Genomic DNA, 23,106 nt, shown 5'->3' with positions numbered 1-23,106 from the left:
CCGATCCCCCCAGTAATATACATCCGCTTGGACGTCACATTATCCCATAATTTGCGAAGCGCTTCAGCCAAAGTATCATCGCCATAAGCAATCGCAAGATCCGCCATTGAGGTGTACAAATACATGGCCCGTACGGAATGTCCTTCCGCCGTTTCCTGCTCTCTCACAGGGGCGTGGGCCTGATGATAGTCCAGATCAAACCAATGGTCTTTATATTGGTTACCGAACCCGGGATCCTCTTTCAGAAAACTCGGCTGCTTTCCTCGCTCCTCAATGAAGTATCGGCTCAGTTGCAAATACCGTTCTTCATTCGTCGTATGATGCAGCTTTACCAGTGCAAGCTCAATTTCCTCATGTCCGCAGTACACATGCATTTTGTCCGAATCCGGCCCAATGATCCGGTCAATATAGTCGATGTAGCGGCACATGATGTCCAAAAAAGACCGCTTGTGAGTAGACTCGTAATAAGCCACTGCGGCTTCGATCAGGTGACCGGCGCAATATAGCTCATGCCCGAAAGCGAAATCCTTCCACCGCTGTTCAGGTGCGGCAACCGAAAAATACGTGTTCAAATAACCGTCCGGCCTCTGGGCACGTCCGATTAAATCAATGACCGCATCAATGACGGCTTCGAGCTCGGGATTCGGAAAATGCCGCAGGCTGTAAGCGGCAGCTTCAATCCACTTTGCCACATCGCTATCCTGGAAGACCATTCCGTAGAATGTTCCTGTCTGCTCTTCTGCCGCGATTCGGAAGTTCTCTACGGCATGACTGGGCTCCGCGCCTTCAATTTCATCGTTCAACGCCTTCCACTGATAAGGAATCGTTTTGAGGACGGTCTGTTGGACCTTGGGCTGCCAAAATTGATCATTGAGTCTAACGTTCATAACGATCATTCTCCTTCAATGGGACGACGCGGACTAATTTTTCAATCCGGTCAGAGTAATCCCCTCTACGAAATACTTTTGACCAATTAGGTAGAAAATGACACCCGGAGCAAAGGACATGCACGTGGCAGCCATCGTCAGCGACCAGTCCTGCTTTAATTGGCCTCTGAAGGCGGTTAGCCCCAATGCAATCGTATATTTATCGCTCGAGTTAATGTAAATCATCTGTTGGAGCAGATCGTTCCATAGCCCGATGAAGATAAATAACGCAACGACGATCATGGCGGGTCGGATTGCTGGGACAATGATACTAAACAAGATGCGAAAATATCCGGCGCCGTCGATCGTTGCCGCTTGGTCGAGTTCTCTCGGAATGGACATAATAAACTGTCGGATCAAAAAGATATTAAAAGCGCCGCCGCCGCAGAAATACGGCAAAATGAGTGGCAGATAGCTGTCATGGAGCCCCAAGCCCCGCGTCCAACCAATATACAGCGGAATGAGCGTAACCATGGCAGGCAGAAGCATGGAACCGACGCAAAGAGCCCAAATCAATTTTTTACCCCGAAACCGCAACCTTGCAAAGGCATATCCGCACAAGGTGGCCGTAAATGTTCCTGCTAGACAGGAGGGAACAATAATCATCATCGTGTTCCACAAATATCTCCAAAATTTGAATATCTTCAGCGTTTTCTCATAATTGGAGAATAGCCAATGCCCCGGTAATAACGAAGGGGGATATCGATAGATCTCGGCATTCGACATGAGTGACGTGCGAAATATCCACCATATCGGAAAGAGCACGAGTACGGCAAAGAAAACGACGACGACAAACGTGATGAGATTCGCCATTCGATCATTGCGTTTCTTGCTCTTTAGTCTTCCATATGATACTTGGCTCATTTGTCGTCGCCTCCTTCATTGAAGATCCATCGATTGGACGTCTTAAACAATACAGCCGTAAAGGCTGCAAGAATAACAAAAATAATCGCGGTAGTCGCGCAAGCATAGCCCAACTTGTAATTCACAAAGGCTTGATCATACATCAGATAAGTCATGAATCGGGAAGAGTTGCCCGGGCCGCCATTGGTCAGAGAAAGAGCCGGCGTAACGACTTGGAGATTGGCGATCAAGCTCATTAACAAGTTGTAAAAGATAATCGGGCTCATACAGGGTAAGGTGATATGCAGGAAGCGTTGCCATCCATTCGCTCCATCCATCTCAGCCGCTTCATGGTAGACACCCGGAACGTTTTGCAGTCCGGCTAAGAAAATAACGATCAAGTTCCCCGCCAACCAGACCGAAATCAAGGAAAGAGAAGGAACTATGTAGCTGGAATCGGCGATAAACGAAATTTTATGCAACCCGGCTTCGGAGAGAAGGAAGTTGAAAAACCCGAAGTTTGCCTCGTAAAGCCAGGACCATCCTACGTATATCGCGGCAGCTGGCAAAACGTACGGCACATAAAAGACCGCTCTGAAAAAACCTCTTGCCGGAATTTTGCGGTTGAGAAGCATCGCGATAAATAGCGAATAAATCATACTTCCGGCTACGGATATAACGGCAAAGTAGATCGTCGCAATAATGGAGTCTTTGATAAAAGGATCGGTGGTAAATAGCTTGTGATAATTCGTGAAGCCGACGAATTCGGGTTTTGCCAGCCCTGTCCAATTGGTCAAACTGATTCCGAGCACCCCGAAAAGAGGCAGATACGTCAGAAAGATCAGTCCGAGAAAGGCAGGAATCAAACATATATAAGCAACGCGTGCCTCGCTTGAAAGTATGCGGGAACGGCGTCTCGGCGATTTATTAACGGTTTCCATATCTCGCTCCCCGCCCGATGATTAAAATACGACCGCCGCCTGCGTGAGCACGGCGGTCATCCTTCCTATTTCTATTAATTGCTGCCTGTATGAGCCGCTTTCAAAGCTGCGAGATTTTTGGTAATCGCGTCCTTGGCCGTCGTCTTTCCGGTCCAAACATCCCCTAGAATCGATCCGAGCAAGGTGTTGAACTCCGTCGTATGATTCGTGTAGAACCAGGATGCGGGTTTCGCGGCGGATTGTGCATAATCGACTACCGCAGACTTGTATTCGGCATATGTCGGGAAGTTTGGATTATCAACCCATTTATGAGTGAGGGTTTCGTCTTTATACCATTTTTCCAGCGTCGGCATCCAAATTCCCTCGCTGATAAGTCCCCAGTTGTTTTCCTCGGAATTGTACCACTTGAGCCATTCCATCGCTTCTTGCGGGTGCTTGGTTTGGGAGAATACGACATTCGCACCGCCGGTGTTGAGAGTAACTTTTTCCTTCATGTAAGGCAGTACGGCAACTCCGTAGTTCAGTCCTTCTTTCTTTGCCGCATTCAAACTGGTTCCCACGTTCCACGCGCCGTTCGTAGCCATGGCGACCGTTCCCGCGATGATAGTGCGCTGAATGCCGTCATCGGTCTGTCCGACGGACAACGGGGCGACATGATCTTTCAAGTAAAGATCGGCGACTTTCTGAATCGCTTCAGCGCTAGCATCTTCTCCGATTTTCACATCTGTCCCATCGCTGGAATAGAATCCTCCGCCATTGCTAAGTGCCCAGGTTTCCAACTGCCACGGTAAGTTTTCAACGGATGCGCCGTATTGAACGATGCTCTGCGCATCAAAGCCATTCTCGCCAGGATGTTTGCCCTTCTTGTCAATCGTCAGCTTCTTGGCCGTTGCTACGAATTCATCCCAAGTCCATGCTTTATCTAGAGCGGATGGAGGATATGCTACATTGGCTTTGTCGAACATGGCTTTGTTGTAATAAAGGAGGAGGACTTCATTGGCGGCGGCATAGGCTACGGTTTTTCCTTGATCTTTGTAGGCCAGGCTATCCAGCGGTTTGCTGTCGCTTCCTTCGTACATGGCGCTTACGTCGTTCAGCATGCCTTGGGAAGACCACTGGATGACGCCGTCCTCCCGCAGCATCCCCGTATCCGGCAATTGCTTTGCCGTTGCAAGCGTATTCAACTTGGTCATGTAGTTTTCCCAAGGAATCGCTTGCACCTCCACTTGGATTTTGTCTTGGGAAGCATTAAACTTGTCCGCCACCTTCTGGGTTGTATTCCCCTCTTCTGCACTTCCCCACATCGAATAGATAATCTTGACCTTCTCCGATTTGGAAGACGTCTTCTCGGGTGCCTTAGTAGCTTCTTTTCCCGACGGTGCTGTCGATGCTGCTGTTTTTGTATCGCTTTTTCCACAGCCTATGACGCTTGCTACCAGTGCAACCGAGAGAATACCGACCCCGAATACCTTTCCTGCTTTCATTTCCCCGCTCTCCCTTCATAAATTGCATGAAATATATCTAACCGTTTGACACAACCCCTCAGAATATCCAAGTTATTGAGCAAAACGTTTAGCATCAAGATCTGCAAGACCCCAAATCTTGTTCGATACGGCTCCAACAAAATAATGTAGATAACCCATGGCAAAGGTCTGGTAGTTTTTTTAAATAATTCTCATATTTTAGTAAGCGCTTTATTTATTATATTAGGTGGTTTATTATTTGAATTAAATCCCATTTCTCAACCAGTTTTTTAGAAATTTCAACCATATCCTGAGGAGGCGTCCTTGGATGAGTTCACCGATTCTTCACTTCGTTTCCCCGCCGATTCCTTATTTTATCGACTGTGGCCGAACCTTCTACAACCCTGGCGAGACCCACATCCGGCGCAATTCTATCGGCGTTTTTGATGTCATCGTCGTAACCAAAGGAACACTGGGTTTAGGGGAAGGCAGCCAAGAATGGACGATTCAGCAGGGAGAAGCCTTCATCCTGAGGCCGGACGCCGTTCATTACGGAACCGCTCCTTGTACGGTTGAAACGGAGATCATTTGGATTCATTTCAATACGTTTGGCGCCTGGGATGAATGCAGTGACATGAACACCTGCCTTGCCAACCAAACTGCCCTCATGGAAAGGCATAAAGTGAATGCTTATTTGAATCATAGCGAGGTTTGCTCCATCTTTATTCCCAAGCACTTCCGGTTGAAGCTGAAAGGCTTCGAACTGTTGGAGGACTTCTTCCAATTGGAGCAGGACCCTCGTTCGCTGCGCAACTGGAAGCGGCAAAATATTTTCCAGCTGTTCATCCAGCACTTGGACCAAGAGCTCGCCTCCACCTCCGATGGAACCGCCCTGCAGCTGGCCGACAGAATCGAGCTGTTCATCCGGCAAAATTACACCCGGAAAATCACCAATGCCCATCTGCAAAAAGAGCTCAATTATCACCCTAACTATTTGGCCAAATGCATGCTGAAGGTGTACGGCATGACGCCCATCGAATATCTCGTGCATTACCGGCTGGAACAAGCCAAAAAGCTGTTGATTCAATCCAACTGGTCCATAGCCCGGATCACCGAAGAAGTGGGCTTCCAGCATACCTCCTATTTCTCTTATTGCTTCGGCAAACAGGAAGGGCTCTCTCCGCTCAGCTACCGAAAAAAATTAATCGGGCACCGGTAGGCTCACGATTGGGACTATTTCCACATACCTTCTGAAAAAAAAGACCCCTCAAAAAGGGGTCATTGGGGAGCAATGGAGACGATTCTTATGCATCTGACGTAACCTGCCGCTATCTAGTTAGATTTCGATATTATCTCAGATAATGCAGCAGCCCCAGTTCAAACGCCTTCACGACCGCTCCGATTCGGGTTTTCACGCCAAGTTTCTGGTTTATCGAGGTCAAATGATATTCCACTGTCCTCTGACTGATGGCTAACTCCAGTGCTATTTCTTTGTTTGTCTTCTCTTTTGCCAGCATCTCAAGCACATCCCGTTCGGCGGGAGTTAGTGCATCAGCTGAGCTGCGGGCGGCTCCGATATTTTCGGGAATGAGAATATGGCCAAGCATGCTTTGTTTGATCGCGTTTATGATTTTGGCATAGGAAGCCTGCTTCGAGAGATAGGCGTGGACGCCAATCTTGTAGGCTTTATAGTAAAACTCTTCATATGTGTAGCCGGTCAGCAAAATAATCTTTAGATCATTGCCGTAACGCTCCTTCAACTGAAGAGCGAGTTGAAATCCGTCTGCCTCCGGTAACGAGATGTCCATTAATACGACGTCGGGGCAAGCTTTTTCGATTTGGGCCAAAAACTTGTGAGGATCGGTAAATGCATGCGGCACCTCGATGCCAGGCTCGGTATCTAGGCGGTTTTTGAGCCCTTCGAGCAATAGAGGGTGATCGTCGAGCAAATAGACGCGGATGTTCGTATTCATTGGGACAAGTTCTCCTTAAAAAGAGGTAGTTTAAGGGTAACAGTGGTTCCATGGCCAGGTAAGGAATCGATATCGGTCGTTCCCCCCAGTTGCTCAATCTGGTCACAGACGGAGAGCAACCCGAAGTGGGTACCGCCGGAAGCGGATTTGTGTAAGATAGAGGCGTCTGAAAATCCTTTGCCATTATCGGTCACGCTGCAAAAAACGAATTCGCGGCCCATCCAGATGCGAACTTGCAATTCCGTCGCCTGCGCATGCTTGAACACATTGACGATAAGCTCGCGCACGGCGCGAAACAGGTTAGCTTTGACATAAGCGGTAAATGGCTCCGGGGAGGGAGCATCATAGTGCAAGGAAACCGCCACTTCCTCCTCATGGTTCATGTCCCGAAGAAGCCAGTGCAATGCTTCCTGCAGATCCCCCTTGTCCAAAATATGCGGATAGAGCAGGTCGCTGAGAGACCGGATGCTTCGCTGCGTATCGTATAAGCATTTCAGCCAAGTGGCCGCCCGTTCCGCATCATACCGCCCGGTATCGTGCAGCTCCTCCAGATCGCGGGAGAGGAATATCAAGTTTTGCAGTAAGTCGTCATGCAGGAAATAGGAAATGCGGATCTTCTCCGCCTCCCTTGCTTCGATCAGCATTCGATTATAAGTGCGGGAATCCCGGTTTTCCTCGGGCTCCATTCGCCTCTTTTGCCGCTTGTGCTCGTGTTGGAGCCGAATGATTTCCCGTGCGTTTGCGAGGAGCCGGGCCGCTTCAACACTGAGCTTTTCGGCGATGTCCAGTTCGTTTGAGGTGAGCGGCGTATCGTCCCGTTTCGGCCCTAGGCACAAATAGCCGATTCTATCGCTATCCAGACCGGACAATTCTTTTACGTGAGGAAATTTTTCATTATGAAACCAGTAGTCAGGATTCGGCACATTTGGTGTGCCATGGGTCCATTTTTCTCTGTAAATACCGGTGGCGTGCACGAGCGGCTGGGATTCACCATCGTGATAAACGATGACAATTCCATGCAAGGGGATCCTATCGTGGAGCATATCCGCAATCAGCCTTAACGTGTTGCGTATATGGTTCCTTTCGGTTAACTGCAGCGACAGGTGGAGCTTCTGGTTTTCCAGCCAATCCTGCTTGTTATTGTCTTTACGCCACCGGGGCAAGAGCCGTCGGTAGCCGTAGGTCATGATTCCGAACAGAATAAATAGACCGGCAGCATACCCCGGATTGCCCCAAGTCGCGGCCAGAAAAAACAGGCAAAGCGTTAAACCATAGTAAAGACTCCGAACCGCCAGCTTGGGAATAAACGTTCTCAGATCAAGCATCTGACGCCGGACCAGCAGATAAGTAAAAGTACCGGATATCGGAACGAGCCCAACAAGCGTATACTCCGCCGGTACAAAGCTGCTTTTCCACAGAAGAAAGGGAAGAGCGTAAAGCAAAACGTAGGACATCAGGCTGACGACTGCGCCAATAAACAGGATGAACAACTGGTTTTTCTCGATCCGATCAAATCCGGTCCAGTAAAAGGCTGTGATGCCAACCATCAGGACCACCGTGAAAATGAGAGAGAAGTTGAGCAAATCCGTCACCCAAAACGGAAACCAAACATTCCGAAAAAGGGTAAAGATGGCATATAGGGAAAAGACGACAGAGTACAATTGGTAAAGGTTAAGCAAAGGGCGGAATTTGGCATGGACGGATCGAAATCCGAACAGCAGATAAAAAGACAGCATGACATAGGGCAGCCATATAGCGAATAAAGGAAACAGATAGTTGTACAGGGGGATTTCATCCGAGAATAGGAATACGATGCACATAGCAATCATGGCATTCATGAGGAAAAACCGTCGAAAGAGGCGGGACTCCGGCCTTTTCCGGACAGAATACCAGCCAACTCCGATAAGGAATACCTCCATGAGAAAGGCAAAGCCGTTCTCCAGAACGTCATTGCGGGTCGGGCTGATCTCGATCGATCGTTGATGCCCATCCTCATCCTGAACCTCGATTTTCTTCGTATTGATAAGGAGATTTTCCTCGCTTATTGTGAATAGTCGGGGAGTGGACCGCCCATCAAAGGAAACGATCCGGTTGCCTGGCTCAAGATGATAGCTGGAGGCAATCGAATCCTCTACGACAATGGATATGTTCCATTCCGAGGTGCCGTTTTGTTCAATCTTGATTCCGGAAAAGGGAGTCGTTAACGAGCGAAATTGGATATAGGAGGCGGCGCAAACGATGAATATCAAACAGCTATATATAAATATACGGTTCATACGAGAATGGTTGAGATAGCTCGACACAGCACGCTTTCCTCCAAATGTCTTTTTACCATTATAATGAAAAAGCAAGCCATTCGTCTCGAATCGCTTGCTTTTTTCTACTCTATAAGAAAGTATAAGTTTCTCGAATACTTAGCCATATGCCGCTACGGTAAACGTTGCTCTTTCTGTATGGACGGCGTCAGCCGTTTATCCTTGTCATTTTTATGAAAGCAGGTTTTGCAGGAACAGGTATATCAAAGCCGCGGCTTCTTGATTCAACATCTTGTCGTGTGGCCTGTACTCTACCAGTCCGGCGGCCGATTGGGCGTCGGGGCCGTACAAATGCTTTCCGACGACGAATTGAACGCCAACGGAAGCCCAAGTTGACGCAGGTGTTTTCAGCCCAGCCTGAACCGGCGCAGCACCTAGACCCACTTTAGCTGTTGACCAAATGATAGCGGCTGCTTCCTCCCGGGTTATCGGTTCGTCGGGATGGAACGTTCCGTCCGGATATCCCCGAATAATGCCGTACTCATAGGCCGTTTGGATTTCCGCCGCATAGAGGCTTTCGCTCGTATCCGTAAAGGAAGCGGGTTGTAAAGACAGTTGAAAACCGAGAAGTGGAATAATCTGACCAATAAATTGGGACCGGGTAATGGGTTTGCCTGGCTCGAAGTTCGTTCCCTCCGGAATGGCTCCCATTTGAACTAGCTGATAAATATACTTGGCGTACGGATGATCGTCGGCTACATCTTTAAATTTCGCAGGCGGGGGCAATTTCTCCAACCAACTGTCGGTATAGTTGTAGGATAAATAGAGCACGTTTCCGTTGGCATCCAGTTTGAATCCTGCAGGCATTCCATTTTCGTCGCAAAACAGCAGATCTCCGGTTTGACGTAACGTATGGGTGCCAAACAAATCCTCTACGATCAGTGCGCCTTCTGTTGCTGTAATGGATGAACGGAATGCGGGCGTACGCAAATGTTGGTAAAGCCCTTCGAAGCGGGACAGTTGCTGCTTGGACGGTTCAGGTGTGACGAAAGTCGGGCCATTTCCTGTTTTAGGAAAATAACGGTTCATGAACTGCTCAAAGAATACCGATCGCAAATTGCCTTTGTCACTGTTGAGAGACAGAAATATTCCGGTGTGCTGATCGGGAAGGAGCGACAAGTTGGAATGGAACCCGGATAGATCGCCGCCTTTTTCTACGACGGTATAGCCGTTGTAGAATTGCGGATAACTGGACTCAAGGCCGTAACCGATGCCAGGCATGTCCGGGTGGATGGTGACGCTTTTCTTCTCCATCTCTTTTATAGAAGATTCGCTCAAAATTCGCGAGTTGCCCAATTGTCCTCCGCCCGTCATCGCCAGAAGAAAACGGGCCATATCGGCTCCCGTAGTGAACATGCCGCCATCCGGCATGCAATCGGGTACGTTGCCATACTGTTCGATTTCAGTGAGCGTATTGTCATAAGGCTTGGCGAGGGCTTGTTTGACACGCTCGCTGTACATATAGCTGCTGCTGTCCATGGCCAGCGGCTCGAACACATGCCGGGTCATATAATCCTGGAAGGGAAGACCGGACATTTTCTGAATGATATAACCTTGCAAGTTAAACCCGTAATTGTCGTAGCGGAATACTTCTCCTGGTTTTTGCACCACCGTCGGTACCGTATCTTTGATAAAGCGTTCAAGGGAATAAGAAACACTTGGGTTGATCATGCTGTCCGTAAGATCAAAGCCGCTGGTATGGGTCATCAGATGTTTTAGCGTGACGGGGAAGCCGGTATTATTAGGGATTTTCAGATCCGGCAAGTAAGCCTGCACATCTTTATCCAGATCGACTTTGCCGGCCTCTTTCAATTGCATGGTTCCAACAGCAGTAAATAACTTGGATACGGATGCGATACGGAACAGGGTATGATCGGGGTCTACCGGCTTCTTGGCGGCGATATCGGCATAGCCGTACCCTTTGTTCAGTAAAACCTCACCGTCTTTGACGATGACGAGGATGGCCCCTGCCAAATCATCTTGAACTTCCTTTTGTTGAAAAAAATGATCCGCGAACGACGTGACGTCTTCCTTGTCGAGTTTAGGGTTGGAAGGCTTCTGTGGGTCTGCCGCAAAAACAGAAGATGGGAGCAATAAAGCAGCAGCGAGAATGCAGGTAAGCATTTTTTTCAAGAGGCTCTCTCCTTTGAAGGTTTATCGTATCCCTAATCTATCATTTGGGTTATGATCTGAAATCCGTAGGAGGGGGCGAACTTCGGCGGGTTCACGAATTCTTTTTGCGTGATCACGCCATTTGGTGCAGAGCATGCGCATGTAATGGTATAAGCCTGCCTGCAGAGGGATTGCACGAAAAAGGCACTATCATGAGGATGCCCCGCAAGGGAACGCCCGCTGATAATGCCTCTATTGAATCGTATCATTCCACGCTGCTTAAAATCTTCGGTGCAGACGGAAGTAATCCATCCAATTCCCGGCGATCGTAACCGGCACCGTGGCTTGCTTCTGCACGCCGTTGGTATAGGTAACCGTAAAGACGAAAGGATAAACGCCGTCCTCTAAGAGCTCCAGATCCTTGGACGCTTCGCTAGAGTCCAAAACGCCTTTCCAGGGTAATCCGGACGTTTTCATCAATGGCAATGATCCAATTCCCGCTGCTTGCACGTTGATTCTTATGGCGACAGGGCCATTAAGTCCTGTATCCGTTGGCGTTCCGGTCAAGGCGAAAGCTTCCCCTGCCCAAAAGACCGAATCGCTTCGCGGATTGTCCGGATGAGCGGTATTGTACTCATTCAGATTCTTTTTCCACTCCGGCGTGTGGCTCACTTCTCCAGTGATTCCCAACGCGCCGACGGTAATCGTTTTTGTCACGGTACTCGTCGCCTGGTAGCGATCCGTTGCAGTCAGCGTAACCTTATAGGTTCCGGGATATCCATCCGTAACGGAACCAGGCTGGAACACATCGGTTGTGGAAAAAATCGCCGGGGTCGGATAAGCCGGCCCTTCAATCCTCCATTCATACTGAGCATCCTGCAGATTGCCATCCGGATCGGTCGTCTGGTTGATGAGTTGAATATCGTCGCCTTCCCACGGTATTGCAGGATTCCAAGTGAAATCCGCGACAGGCGGTCGGTTAATGACAAACCAGGTTTGCGGAGACCAATCCGACCAGGCGAATCCATCGAAAACACGCACTCGGACCTGCAGTTTTTCATTGGGGGTTAGGTTTTTGGATGCCTTCCACGAGCCAACGGCAGATGTAGTTCCTTGCCAAAATTGGCCGGAGTCCAGAAGTATAGTATTCGTTTCATCCGATACCTGCAGCTGAAAATACGTGAACGTCGTATCCGGATCAGGGTCCATTTGAGACCACTTAAAAAGGGGCTGCAGAACATCCAGCATACTGGGAGCGGAGACTGTCCCGTTCGGCGTCAGCATCGTCGCGGTAGGCGGCCGGTTAATCAGCATCCATCCGATGTTGGACCAATCGGACCACATGCCCCCATCCGAAACCCGGACTTGGACTTGATATTTCTTCCCGGCCTGCAAATTTTTGTCCAACGACCATTGTTGCATATTCGCGGAAGTATCTTGCCCTTGAATTCCGGAGTCGACTTTTACGGCTCCCGATTCATCTTTTACCACGACCTGATAGGCCGCAAATATCGTATCCAAATCCGGATCTTGTTGATTCCACCGGATGGTAGGTCTCAACGTGCTTACATAGGTCGGATTGCTGCTTGTTCCGGCTGGGTAGGTCAATGTAGCTGTCGGCGGATGGTTGGGTACGATGGTCGTGATCTCAATACTCTGGCTGTACCACTCGCTCCATGCTCCATATTCGTCCACGACGGATTCACTAACCGTATAGGTTCCTACTTGGTCGGGCCTGGATAGCCTGCCATATTGACTCGTACCGTCTGGAGAGGTTGTAATAAACCGCCGATCAAGAATCCCACGTGTCGTTTTATAATCGATGCCGGTTGCTTCGGTTGAATAATTGGTCGGGCTTAACCACCGGTCCGGATCGTAGCTCTCGTCTGTTGTTTTCACGCTGTTATCCGCGTTAAAACTAAGTGTAAATTGGGCTACCGGCCGTCGATGCACGGTGATGTCCTGATAAAAGGCATTGGATGATTTTCGGTAGCTGTCAAAGGTGTTATCCGGGTACTTGTACTTCGATTCCGGATACGGATCGTCCCGCGCCTTCAGCGTTACCCGGTAGTCTCCGACTTTATCGAAGGTCATCTGCTCAGAGGCAAAGGTTTTGCCGTTTAAAGAGGACACACCCTGATTGTTCAAGAACCGCGGCGTATGCTGGTAGGTCCATTCAAAGCTGCCAGCCATCGGGTCATTTTCTGGGTCGGTAAACGTGATATTCTTGTACCGAATGTCCGCTGTGGCGCTGCCTTCCTCCCAGATCGCATATTGTTTCATCCATTGGGTATTGTCGGTGAGCATTTTGGCAGACAGGGCACTGAAGCTGACGAAGGATTTGTCGGTAAAGTAACCGAATTTGCCTTCGGTGTACGTTGTATCCTGAATGCCCGAAAACACCGGAATGCCGTTCATCCAAACGTTGATCTCACTACCTAGGGCTTTAATTTTGAAGCTGTATTCGCTTCCGGCGCTGAACGGATAGCCTACGCTTTTGAGTACCGTCCTCACTCCATTTACGTAGCGAGACAGGTACAAGGTTTGCCCGTCACTCTCCACCGCATAGCGGTTCATCGGATTTTGCATTCGGAAGCTGAACCCTGCTAGGTTGCTATCCTCCGTTGGATGGTTCATTTTCATGTTGTAAGTGAACTGAGCGTCCCCTTGGCTCTCTTCCGAAACGAACTGCCCAAGAATAAAGCCTTTGTAGGCTTCGGTAGGATTAAAGGAGCCGACGTCCAAGAACATCCATTGATCGTAGGTTGGGTAACCTTGGGAATAACCCGGACCGCTGGCCACATAATCGCCGCTGTAGAACGAAAGAAACATACCGTCCCCTACATATTGGCCATACGTCAAATCTGTTGTGTTATGCGCGTCGTAGGTGTAGCTGCTCGCGTTTTTAATGACGATCTGCCGTTGATGCCAGTTGAACATATCAAACGTGCCGCTGGCGCTGCTGGAACCCCAACCATTCACTCGCGAACCGTCCGCATTGATATGGAACGGGCTAGATAGATTTTTCGCCCATTCCTGAATGGGAGAACCAGATGAGACGGCACCGGTCGTCAAGTCAATGGTGTCATAGAATTCTAGTAGCGACGAACCGTAGCCACCGTTATAATACGTTCGGAATGTCCTTGTGTACGCAACATTGGCAGTAGGATTAATTGCCATAATCGGATCGTTTTCTTCCGGCTCATGAAAGGGATACAGACTTCCGTATGATGTTACGTCTCCGCCCGTTCGGGCTAGAAGCGTATATCCGGACAAGTCCGAATTGATCTTGATGAGGTAGTTTCCAGTCGGTGCTTCCGGATTATCGTACTGATTCAGGGTGTTCGCCGATACCGTCCCTGTTAAGGTCAACTTGGCATACGTGTACAGATTCCCCTGATCATCTTTCCAAAACATGCTCCCATTCGTCGACCAGGTTGCCGCATAGTATTGAGCCGCGTCCGTAATGTGTCTGCCTAATGCATCTGTATATTGCCGGGAGAAGGTTCCTCCGGGATTGGGCGCCAGATTGATGCTTCCTGTTTTGACCAAATCTGCAGTGCGGTCGAATTCAGCAAAATTAATCGTTGGAGCGCTGTTTTGGATAACAATCAAATGGTCGTTCTTCGTGAACAGTTTGTAGTCACCATAACTGTAGTTAAGGTTCACTGAAGTATCTGTCTTCTTGGTCATATCCGTCGTGCCAAGTAAAGCCCCGGTGTAGGCATCGTACGTCCATACGCCGAGTGACATAGAAGAACTGACATAATCTGTGCCTTCATGGGTATGACCGTCAATGTCTGTGGAACTGTATTTGTATGCGTATTCGTAGGTCGAATATTTGTACAATACATAGACGACATCCCCGGCTACTTCATACCCGACAGCCGAACCTTGAGGGGATACCGTCAAGGTCGATATAGGCGGCAGATGATACATGTAAGCCGAATAGTCGCTATACAGCGGAATCTGCTTGGTCATGGCTGGTGTCGATGGGATTTGCAGCTCTGTGTACGTGCTACCATTACTGCTTTGTTTCGTTACTTCCTCATTGATGGGAATAGCAAAGTCGTACGGATTTACCCCATTCGCCCATTTATGCTCCAGGTACATACTGACATACGAACTTCCCGGAGTCCAATCCACATGATCGCTCGATGTATACGTAGGAACGCGATTCTTATTGAAACCCCAGATGAAGTTATCCGCGTCGAAGTACATGTACTTTTTATTCGTTCGGACCATAGATCCGAACTTGACAGGTGACAATCGGTCATAACTAGCATTTGGATCGGTAACCGGTTTGCCTCCCGCATAGGGAATCAAGATGGGTTGGGAACGCGAATCATCTCGCACGGCCATGGCTTTATAAGGAGTAATGTTGTTGGGACCGAACCCATCATCCCCGTAAGCGGTCAAGAAGGAATACGAGTAGTAAGGAGAATTTGACCCCACATAATGACTCTTCGAATACTGCGTCTGTCTCTCCATTCCCTTACCCAAACCGGCACTCAGCCGACCATCGCCGCCGTTCATCCAAAACGATTTATTGGTGACGACTTTGGTTGTGTTCACATCGTAGAGCGGCCATTTGAGCATCATGTCCGCCGTATAGGTGAGCGGCAGATTTAGATCCGGCTGTTGGTTCTTGCCTTCCATCTCGAACGAAACTTCCGGTGCGTCATTGACGATATCCAGCGTGTAGGCTTTTTCCGGTTCGTCCAGCGTATCGTCCCATTTGCCGTAGTCTTCGGTCGCTTTGGCGTAGAACAAGATCTTCCCGACTTTGCTTGGGTTGAAGTCGAAGCCGCTTAAGTCACCGGGTAGGCTACTCCACGTATCGTCGGCGAAACCGTTATTGTTAGCGTCATATTTGAACTTGTACTCCATCGTGGAGATCGTATCCCCATCCGGCGAGTATGAACGGTTCTCGATGTGAATTTTCTGATTCCGGATGCCAATGGAAGGAACGGCGAGCGCTGCCTTCGGGGGCAAGTCCGGATGAACGGTTATGCTGCAGGAACTGCTGCCGAGGGATTCCAGCCCGGCACTGTCCGTTACTTTCTCCAGTGTTACCGTCGCTTTCACATCATGGTCGGTGCCGTTAAAGTAGCGACTTAGCTTGTTCGTCCATACGTCGAGCGCATGGTTAATGGTGCGAGCTAACGGGCTATAGCTTTTGTCAGCGTTAATCCCATTTGCCGGCACGTCCCGATTCTCTTTGATTTGTTCGATACACTGAGCGACAGGTATCGGGTTTGGTGGCACGATATTAATGGACGTGTGCGCGGTATAGGTGGCTCCATACGGGTCCGAGAAAACTGCAGAGACGGTATGAGCGCCCGACTCCGTGGCGTCCAGACTGGTGTAGCCGATAATGCTTCCGCTGTATCGTCCTTTGTCCGGTATATCTCGTACCCATGATGTACTGGAATCAAAATCCCAACCCGTTATGTCAACGGGATCGCCATCCGGATCGCTGGGCGACATCGGTGTGCTGGTATTGTCTCGAATCAGACGCACTTCCAGCCTAGCCCCTTCAACCGCTTGATACAACGGAACGACTGAGGAATTGTCGCCATCGTAAAAGAAGCCAATCTTCGCAAAGGGAGGCTGATTGCCTTTTGGTCCGTTGACGTTCAAGGTTTTGGTGATCCAATCCGAATTTCCGCAAGTGGCCTGCACTTGCATCTGTACTGTCACCGAGCCGATGCTAACCGGTGGCGGATAATTGGAATAGGTAAAACTTAACTTTTGGGTTTTGCTGGCGATTGGAGATGACGTCCAAGATACGCCGTTTATGAGCCGGAAGGTGACAGATTTGAAGGTGCATCCTTCACCGGACACCACTACATTTTTTGGTTGCAGCTGAAACGGATCCCGGTAATTGATCGTGTCACCAGGGAGAATGTCGAAGTCGCCGGAGATGATCTTGCTGCCTGGACTTGGGGAAGGCGACGGCGACTCCTTGCTTGGTTCGTACTCTACCGTTACATTGTATGGATACTTGTAGGTATGCGAGGTAACGTCTACTGTAAAGGCATAGTAATAGATAAGTGCAGCTGCACCGGGTGCAGACCATGGATGGTAGTAATTGGTGTCGTTCATAAAATTATATGTTTTTGGTGGAATGCTAAAATCGACTGTGTATAGAATACGGAATTGGTCTGATTCCGTGATGTTGGTGAAATTAATATCTGAAATCGCATCAATATTGGGTTTTCCAGATGTTTTATAATCCATATTTACAACATTTGCATTTATATCAACATCCGCAATAATATCTTTACTAGCTGGTGGTGCCACAAATTTAGCTGGCACCTGCAATGTCTGATCCAGGTTATAATATGGCTGATTCAATGTACCATTTAAACCAAGCTGGTGATCTTTAACACCTGGGAGATCCGGCATAGATATTCCGCCGTAATTGGTATAGGTTACAGGATTGCTACCCGCCTCACACATGCCATCAGAAGATGGTGTGCTAATTGGCCCTTGGGTACAGGCACCCTTTCCCCGCGCTTTCCATACCCTCCCGTTTGAACCGCTAAAACGATCCCAGGCGTACCAGCCATTCCAAGAGGTTTTATTACTAACTGATTTTACTGTGACTTCTTTCCCCTGAATCGAAACTGAATTCTTCCATTCTCTGTCTCCTTCGACGTTGGGTAATGCAACTTCATTCCCGTTTTCATCTTTTATCTTGGCACTTTTCAGGACATATCCGTTAGGAGCGGTTAGATTAATATAAGGACTTAGGGAGCTTATCTTGCTGTAAATTCCGCTCCCTGTCCAAATTTCATCAGCAGCCGATCCATAATCTATACGGATGGATTCCGCATATGCTTTTGCAGGATCGACAAAGCCTCCATTGATGATTTGAACGCCTAGTGCAATAAGAATAAGAAGCGAAGTAATGATAATGTATTTACGCTTTATTTTAAATTTGATGTCACGGATGAGAATCCCCTCTTTCACCCTGCCATGATTACATTTGCTCAGGAACAGCAGAACGAATAAAGATTTTTCTTGTTATTGGTGTAGGGGCAGCTGCTGGCGAAACAAGTTCCAATTGAAAGGTTGTGTTCGTCAGATAGCCTTTTTTCGGAACAATAACAGCGGGTTGGTCATCAATAACTATCGGGCAATTCAATACACCTTTTGATAATGCTTTGTAATCTGAACTTTTAGGTCCACTAATCGAAATTGGAAGAAAGTTAAAATCCGCATAGTTACCAAAGTTGGCATATTTAGTCGAATCTTTATTAAACAAAACTTTACCCTTGAAATAGATCAAGTACGCATCCTTGTACTTCACAACCGGAAAGCCATCCCATGTCCATGAAGACAGTTTGGGGATTTCTTTCAAATTAGGGTCTTTCGGATCGGCTAGATCAATAGCAATTAGTTGTTGCAACTCGCTACTGTACAAGCCGTCCGCCGTTTTAAGAATCAGATTTTTCGGATCCCAGGTATACCCCGGAACTTGCTTGCTAAACACTTCCGGCATCACCGTGAATATATTTGTCTTGTGCCACAGCAGCTCCGCTTGCGAGACGGCATATTTATCGCTCGTTAGCGTCTCGCCGGCTTTCACCTTCAGCGTCTTCTCGATGACCACAAGGGACTCGGCCCGGGTGGTGGCTTTGTCCGTACCCAGCTCGCCACCAGGATAGCCGCTCATGATCCCAGCTTTGGTCACCAAATACATCCACTTGAGCGGATCGTCGTTCTTTTCACCTGATGCCCGAACCGCCATCCGCGCCATTTCCAACCGCGTCATGGGCTTGTCCCATCCGTTTGCGGGGAAGTCTCCGTTCGCATAAGCTCCACTCTCCGCCGCTGCCTTCGCGTAAGGGGTATACCATGGACTTGCACTGGACGCATCCACCACCGTTCCCGTCGCTTTCATCAGCATCGTCGCGAATTCCGCCCGGCTGATGCCGCGATCCGGCTGAAACGTTCCGTTCTCATAACCAGAGACATAGCCTTTGACAACAGCTTGTTCAATATAAGATTTCGCCCAATGCTTGGCGATATCACTGAATGGTACCTTCGCCGACGCCCCGTTCTCTCCATCTCCAGCGGCATAAGCCGAATATCCCGTAAGTATGGCAGCCGCCATCGTAATCCCTGCGATTTTCATCCACTTCTTGTTCATGCCATTCCCCATGTCCATGTCCCTCTCTTATCAAAAATTATCATCAAAAAAAGCACTCGCAATAAGACCATCGGGCCTTACCTGCGGGTGCTTCCACGCGTTGAAGTCATAGAATTAAGTTTTATAAACTCAATCTACCATTCTCTCCAATAAAATGTCAACATCTGCCTAAAGCGGTCGATTATCCACGTTTTCTCCCATATAGGATCGAGAGACCGCTGATTCCATCTGCGCCATAACTCTCCTCACCGCAAAATTCACTATAACAAAATGGTAGTAAGCTTTTTCTTGGGGAGCAATGGTAAAATCAATCCAGGATCTGCAAAAGGAAATGCACCATCCCAAGGAGGATTCGCCTTGACCAACGTAATCATGAATAACGGTATGACGGCGACTGCCGCATTCAAAAGTCAAATCAACGATCTCATCCAGCTAACCTTCGGCTTCAGTTTCGAGAAGTGGCATAAACGAAATCTGTGGGACGACCAATACGAGCGATACTCTATCATCGATGGCGATAAAATCGCAGCGAATATTTCCGTTTTCAAAGTGAAACTCCTCATCCATGGAGAAACGCGCAATTTTCTACAGCTCGGCTCGGTGGCTACGAGAGAGGAGTACCGAGGCAAAGGGCTCGCCCGAAAAATCATGGAGCACATTTTCGAGCTATACCCGGATACGCCGATGTTTTTACATGCGAATGAGAGTGTAACGGAGTTCTATCCGAGGTTCGGCTTTAAGCCATTTACATATAAACAGCCCTATCTGAAAACCGGCTGTTTGCATGGAAACGGCATGATCAAACTGAACCTTACCGACCCTAAGGTTGACTACTATCTAAAGAGCCGCGCACAATATTCACGCATCTTTGATTGCCTCTCGCCCTACTCTATCAATTGGTTTCATTTGATTTATTTTCATGCCGACCACCTATACGAACTTCCCGGCTTGGACGCTATGCTCATTGCGGAACAGCGCGGCAACGTTCTCTTCATCTACGACATCATCGCCGCGAAAAACATCAGCATTAGCCAAGTACTGCCGCTTTTAAACTTTCCCGGCGCCGACACCATCGAGTTCGGTTTTACGCCGGATTGGCTGGAAGCGGACTATTCCATGAGAGAGATGGAGTTGGACCATCCGTTTATTCGGGGCGATTTTGGCGTGAATGGCAACTTCCGGATGCCGGAACTGCTTTTGACTTAACGCGGCACGGACGAGCTAAGCAGGTTTTATCCTGATATCCCTAAAACAAAAAAGGCGCAAGCTCGCATAATCGCGGCCTGCGCCTTTTCCTGTCTAGCCTATTTCTTTTCCCATTCCCGCGCCAAAGAGGCCCACTTGCTCTCCAGCCACTGCTCGAACTCCTCTCCTTTGTCGCCTTCGTAGGTATCGTATAGATCGCTGCGCATCTTTTGCAGCTTTTCTTTATACTCCTCGAATGTATGCCCGTAAGGCAGGCTCTTGCGGACACGGAGAAAAGTCTTCGACGCATCCTTTAGCAAATCGCCTTTTTTTCGCGGCGGCAGCTGCACGTCAACACCGAGGGCCTTCAGCTTGTGATAGGCCGCTTCCTGGACTTGATAGACCGTATCGTTCAGCATCCGGTTTTTCAGGATGTCGATGGTTTGCGTCGTATTCCACTTACCCAGCTCTTCGACGGCACTCAGACGTTCTCTCCAATTGGCCGTGCGATTCGCAGATTTTTTCAGCTCGGCGTAGTTTTCCGGCAACTCGTTATTCACTTCATGGTTGTCCATCTTCAAGCTCCTTCAGGGCACGTAATTGCGATTCAGCTTAAGCATATCGTAAATCGCCGTTTTTATCCAATACCCTGGCGAATCCCGTGTCATAACCGCAGGCTTTGCCGGTGGCTTCCATCAGCCCAATAAGGACATGATAAGAGCCAGCGCCTCAAAAGCGAAGTGAAGACTGCCAACCGCGGAACGTCCACAGGCTAGCCCTTAAAAGGGTCACGTTACCTGCCCCCTGCCCTTATTAGCTGACTCCCCGTAAACGGATCAATGAGCTCGTTCTATTCTCGAATACCTACCTGCATGTGGACGTGATCCTGCATCGGGCTTGGGACAGCGTTTGGTGAATACCTGCAAAAATGCAGGTAATATCAACAAAATTGGCCCATTTGAAGAAATAACTGTGATTGTACAGGTATTTTTGTCCCATGGTTATGAATGTAGAGTTTGAGCTCGAAATACCTGTAAGTTTGCAGTTATTTCAAAAACTCCCCTCACGTGAAGAGAAAAAACGGTATATTTGCAGGTATTCATCCACTCGCTCTTCGCATCCTGCTCGGTTTAATGACACTTATTGAGACAACTCTTATCCATCCTTTATTCTTCATAGATCTCATATGCGCTGTGGTAGACCGGCATTCACTTCATGATCAATTTCAAAGGATATTCTACACATCGCTTTAAGCTTTCCCGAACCCCCAGTCGAACTGGAGGGGTGTTATACAAAAAAGGGAGGTGCCCCGCATACAGGCCCCTCTCTTTCCCTAACGCTATGCAGTTATTGATTCACTTGCTCCCGCCACTTGTATTTCGGCGCCCAATTCAGCAGCTGCTTCGCTTTCTCATTGCTGAGCAGCGTTTCGTGGCCTTCCAAAGGTGCACGGAAATCCGTTACTTCGGGATACCGGGCAGCCATCAATTCGCGGCTGGCAATGGCCATGCTGGAATCATCGGCGGCGATATTGAGGGCAACGGCTCCCAAATCTTCGGCTTCCACAGCCAGACGGCAGGCAGAAGCGGCATCGCGTGTATCGATATAGCTCCACAAAATGCGCTCCCGTTCTTCCGGTTTGTTCATAAAATCAGGAAACCGGCTGTACCATTCCGGCGGAATGACATTGCCGAGGCGCAGGGACACCACCTGCATGCCCGTCCGGCGGTTGAACATTTCTGCCGTTTTCTCATTCACCACTTTGGACAAGCCATAGCTGTCCTGGGGCAGTTGAGGATGTTCTTCATCCATCGGTACATACTGCGGTCCGAAAGGATGAACTGCAAAACAGATGCCGTAGGACGACTCGCTGGAGGCCAGAACGACCTTGCGTATGCCCAGTCCGGCTGCCGCTTCCAACACGTTATACGTAGACATGACGTTATTGCGGAAGGTCACCTCCGGTGGATAAATGTGCGCGGCAGGAATCGCCGCCATATGTACAACGGCATCCGCTCCGGCTAAAGCGCTATAGGTTTCGCCCAGATCCTCCAAATTGACGATGAGCGATGGACACAGCTGCTCTTCCGATTTTTTCGTATCCACATTCAAAACGTCGTAGCCTTGCTCGACAAAATGCCGCACCACCCAGCGGCCTAACATGCCGCTGCCTCCGGTCACTACTACTTTCGCCATCGTTCCATTCTCCTTATGAAGTCCTCAAGCTTCCTTCAGAATATCTTCAATCCGATCGATGATCTCGGTGCTGAGTATGACGCCGGAAGCTTTGGCGTTTTCCGTCACTTGCTCCGGACGGCTTGCCCCCACGAGAGCGCTGGCTACATTGGCCTTGCGCAATATCCAGGCTAACGCCAGATTGCCAACGGACAAATCGAGTTCGCGTGCAATCTCCTCCAACTGGCGCACTCTGGCGATTTTATCTTCCGTAATGCCTTTGCGCATCCACTCCAGCTTCGCCGCGCGGCTGTCCGAAGGAATATCCGATACGGATGTGTATTTGCCGGTCAACAAACCTTGTGCCAGCGGAGAAAATACCACTTGTCCGATGCCGGAACGCTCGCTCAAGGGAATGATTTCTTTTTCGATATAACGGTTGAACATGTTGTAGATCGGCTGGTTGACGACGATCCGGTCCAGCAGGTACCGATCGGCGACGCGCAGCGCTTCCGCAATTTGCGAAGCTTGCCATTCGCTTATCCCGACGTAAAGCACTTTTCCTTGACGGACCAGATCGTCCAGCGCCCGCAGCGTTTCTTCCAAAGGCGTTTCCGGATCGTGGCGGTGGCAATAGTAAATATCGATGTAGTCGTGACCAAGACGTTTCAGGCTGGCATTGGCCTGTTCGATGATATGTTTGCGGGACAAGCCGCGGTCATTGGGTCCGTCGCCCATAGGCCAAAATACTTTCGTCGCCAGTACATAGGATTCCCGGGGGTACGCCTTAAGCGCCTCTCCTACCAATTCCTCCGCAGCGCCCTTCTCGTATACATTGGCCGTATCAAAGAAATTGATGCCCAAGTCATACGCGGTCTTGATGGCGTTTACCGCATTTTCCCGTTCGACGTAACCCCCATATGTGAGCCAGCTTCCCAAGCTGATTTCGCTAACTTTCAAACCGCTGTTGCCTAACCGACGATAATTCATCGAAAAATCCTCCTTTAGAATC

Annotated in this window: 14 protein-coding genes; 2 read left to right on the top strand and 12 right to left on the bottom strand. The window is 49.1% G+C overall.

The annotated features are described in order from the left end of the window. The 4 genes from TJ79_RS08605 to TJ79_RS08590 all read right to left on the bottom strand — a co-directional run. The coding region (locus TJ79_RS08605; protein WP_238322895.1) for a glycoside hydrolase family 127 protein at positions 1-887 on the bottom strand (887 nt) is incomplete at its 3' end. A gap of 33 nt (positions 888-920) precedes the next feature. After that, positions 921-1,790, bottom strand: coding sequence for a carbohydrate ABC transporter permease (locus TJ79_RS08600; RefSeq protein ID WP_040949885.1), 870 nt, complete (start codon positions 1,788-1,790; stop codon positions 921-923). After that, entirely contained in the window at positions 1,787-2,581 is a 795-nt protein-coding gene (locus tag TJ79_RS08595; RefSeq protein WP_238322893.1) for a carbohydrate ABC transporter permease, read from the bottom strand. The genes TJ79_RS08600 and TJ79_RS08595 overlap by 4 nt, the downstream gene beginning before the upstream one ends. Before the next feature lie 203 nt (positions 2,582-2,784). After that, positions 2,785-4,194, bottom strand: coding sequence for an ABC transporter substrate-binding protein (locus tag TJ79_RS08590; protein ID WP_040949883.1), 1,410 nt, complete (start codon positions 4,192-4,194; stop codon positions 2,785-2,787). Between the two features lie 307 nt (positions 4,195-4,501). Here TJ79_RS08590 and TJ79_RS08585 point away from each other — a divergent pair, with 307 nt between their 5' ends. Continuing rightward, positions 4,502-5,392: an AraC family transcriptional regulator gene (locus tag TJ79_RS08585; protein WP_040949882.1), complete on the top strand. Its 891-nt coding sequence runs from the start codon at positions 4,502-4,504 to the stop codon at positions 5,390-5,392. 130 nt (positions 5,393-5,522) lie between these two features. On the opposite strand, the gene TJ79_RS08580 is transcribed toward TJ79_RS08585, so the two are convergent. The 5 genes from TJ79_RS08580 to TJ79_RS25820 form a co-directional block, all read right to left on the bottom strand. After that, the gene (locus TJ79_RS08580; protein ID WP_040949881.1) at positions 5,523-6,146 is read right to left on the bottom strand and encodes a response regulator transcription factor; all 624 of its coding nucleotides are present in this window, start codon (positions 6,144-6,146) and stop codon (positions 5,523-5,525) included. Further along, positions 6,143-8,422 (bottom strand): ATP-binding protein, encoded by a 2,280-nt coding sequence (locus TJ79_RS08575; protein WP_155987818.1) that lies wholly within the window; start codon positions 8,420-8,422, stop codon positions 6,143-6,145. Before TJ79_RS08575 ends, TJ79_RS08580 begins: the two co-directional genes overlap by 4 nt. Positions 8,423-8,632: 210 nt before the next feature. Beyond that, the gene (locus TJ79_RS08570) at positions 8,633-10,585 is read right to left on the bottom strand and encodes a serine hydrolase domain-containing protein (RefSeq protein WP_040949892.1); all 1,953 of its coding nucleotides are present in this window, start codon (positions 10,583-10,585) and stop codon (positions 8,633-8,635) included. Between the two features lie 267 nt (positions 10,586-10,852). Beyond that, positions 10,853-16,681, bottom strand: a complete 5,829-nt coding sequence (locus TJ79_RS08565) for a glycoside hydrolase family 78 protein (RefSeq protein ID WP_155987817.1) — start codon at positions 16,679-16,681, stop codon at positions 10,853-10,855. An 880-nt stretch (positions 16,682-17,561) separates the two neighbouring features. After that, positions 17,562-18,752, bottom strand: coding sequence for an S-layer homology domain-containing protein (locus tag TJ79_RS25820; RefSeq protein WP_081756789.1), 1,191 nt, complete (start codon positions 18,750-18,752; stop codon positions 17,562-17,564). 339 nt (positions 18,753-19,091) lie between these two features. Here TJ79_RS25820 and TJ79_RS08555 point away from each other — a divergent pair, with 339 nt between their 5' ends. Beyond that, positions 19,092-19,940: a GNAT family N-acetyltransferase gene (locus tag TJ79_RS08555; protein ID WP_052339405.1), complete on the top strand. Its 849-nt coding sequence runs from the start codon at positions 19,092-19,094 to the stop codon at positions 19,938-19,940. Between the two features lie 98 nt (positions 19,941-20,038). Here the strand turns inward: TJ79_RS08555 and TJ79_RS08550 are convergent, their stop codons facing one another. From TJ79_RS08550 to TJ79_RS08540, 3 genes are all read right to left on the bottom strand, one after another. After that, positions 20,039-20,494, bottom strand: coding sequence for a HEAT repeat domain-containing protein (locus TJ79_RS08550; RefSeq protein ID WP_040949878.1), 456 nt, complete (start codon positions 20,492-20,494; stop codon positions 20,039-20,041). Positions 20,495-21,266: 772 nt separating this feature from the next. Continuing rightward, entirely contained in the window at positions 21,267-22,115 is an 849-nt protein-coding gene (locus TJ79_RS08545) for an NAD-dependent epimerase/dehydratase family protein (RefSeq protein WP_040949877.1), read from the bottom strand. A gap of 24 nt (positions 22,116-22,139) precedes the next feature. After that, entirely contained in the window at positions 22,140-23,084 is a 945-nt protein-coding gene (locus TJ79_RS08540; protein WP_040949876.1) for an aldo/keto reductase family protein, read from the bottom strand. Positions 23,085-23,106 lie beyond the last annotated feature (22 nt).

It is taken from the genome of Gorillibacterium massiliense (assembly GCF_000455485.1).
In the GTDB taxonomy this organism is placed as follows: domain Bacteria; phylum Bacillota; class Bacilli; order Paenibacillales; family NBRC-103111; genus Gorillibacterium; species Gorillibacterium massiliense.
This window is presented reverse-complemented; position numbering and strand designations above follow the sequence as displayed.

Coding starts and splice junctions, on each gene's coding strand:
- TJ79_RS08580 (WP_040949881.1), bottom strand. CDS start 6,146: ATGAATACGAACATCCGCGTCTATTTGCTCGACGATCACCCTCTATTG.
- TJ79_RS08590 (WP_040949883.1), bottom strand. CDS start 4,194: ATGAAAGCAGGAAAGGTATTCGGGGTCGGTATTCTCTCGGTTGCACTG.
- TJ79_RS08600 (WP_040949885.1), bottom strand. CDS start 1,790: ATGAGCCAAGTATCATATGGAAGACTAAAGAGCAAGAAACGCAATGAT.
- TJ79_RS08565 (WP_155987817.1), bottom strand. CDS start 16,681: ATGAACGACACCAATTACTACCATCCATGGTCTGCACCCGGTGCAGCT.
- TJ79_RS08540 (WP_040949876.1), bottom strand. CDS start 23,084: ATGAATTATCGTCGGTTAGGCAACAGCGGTTTGAAAGTTAGCGAAATC.
- TJ79_RS08585 (WP_040949882.1), top strand. CDS start 4,502: ATGAGTTCACCGATTCTTCACTTCGTTTCCCCGCCGATTCCTTATTTT.
- TJ79_RS08575 (WP_155987818.1), bottom strand. CDS start 8,422: ATGAACCGTATATTTATATATAGCTGTTTGATATTCATCGTTTGCGCC.
- TJ79_RS25820 (WP_081756789.1), bottom strand. CDS start 18,752: ATGGACATGGGGAATGGCATGAACAAGAAGTGGATGAAAATCGCAGGG.
- TJ79_RS08545 (WP_040949877.1), bottom strand. CDS start 22,115: ATGGCGAAAGTAGTAGTGACCGGAGGCAGCGGCATGTTAGGCCGCTGG.
- TJ79_RS08570 (WP_040949892.1), bottom strand. CDS start 10,585: ATGCTTACCTGCATTCTCGCTGCTGCTTTATTGCTCCCATCTTCTGTT.
- TJ79_RS08550 (WP_040949878.1), bottom strand. CDS start 20,494: ATGGACAACCATGAAGTGAATAACGAGTTGCCGGAAAACTACGCCGAG.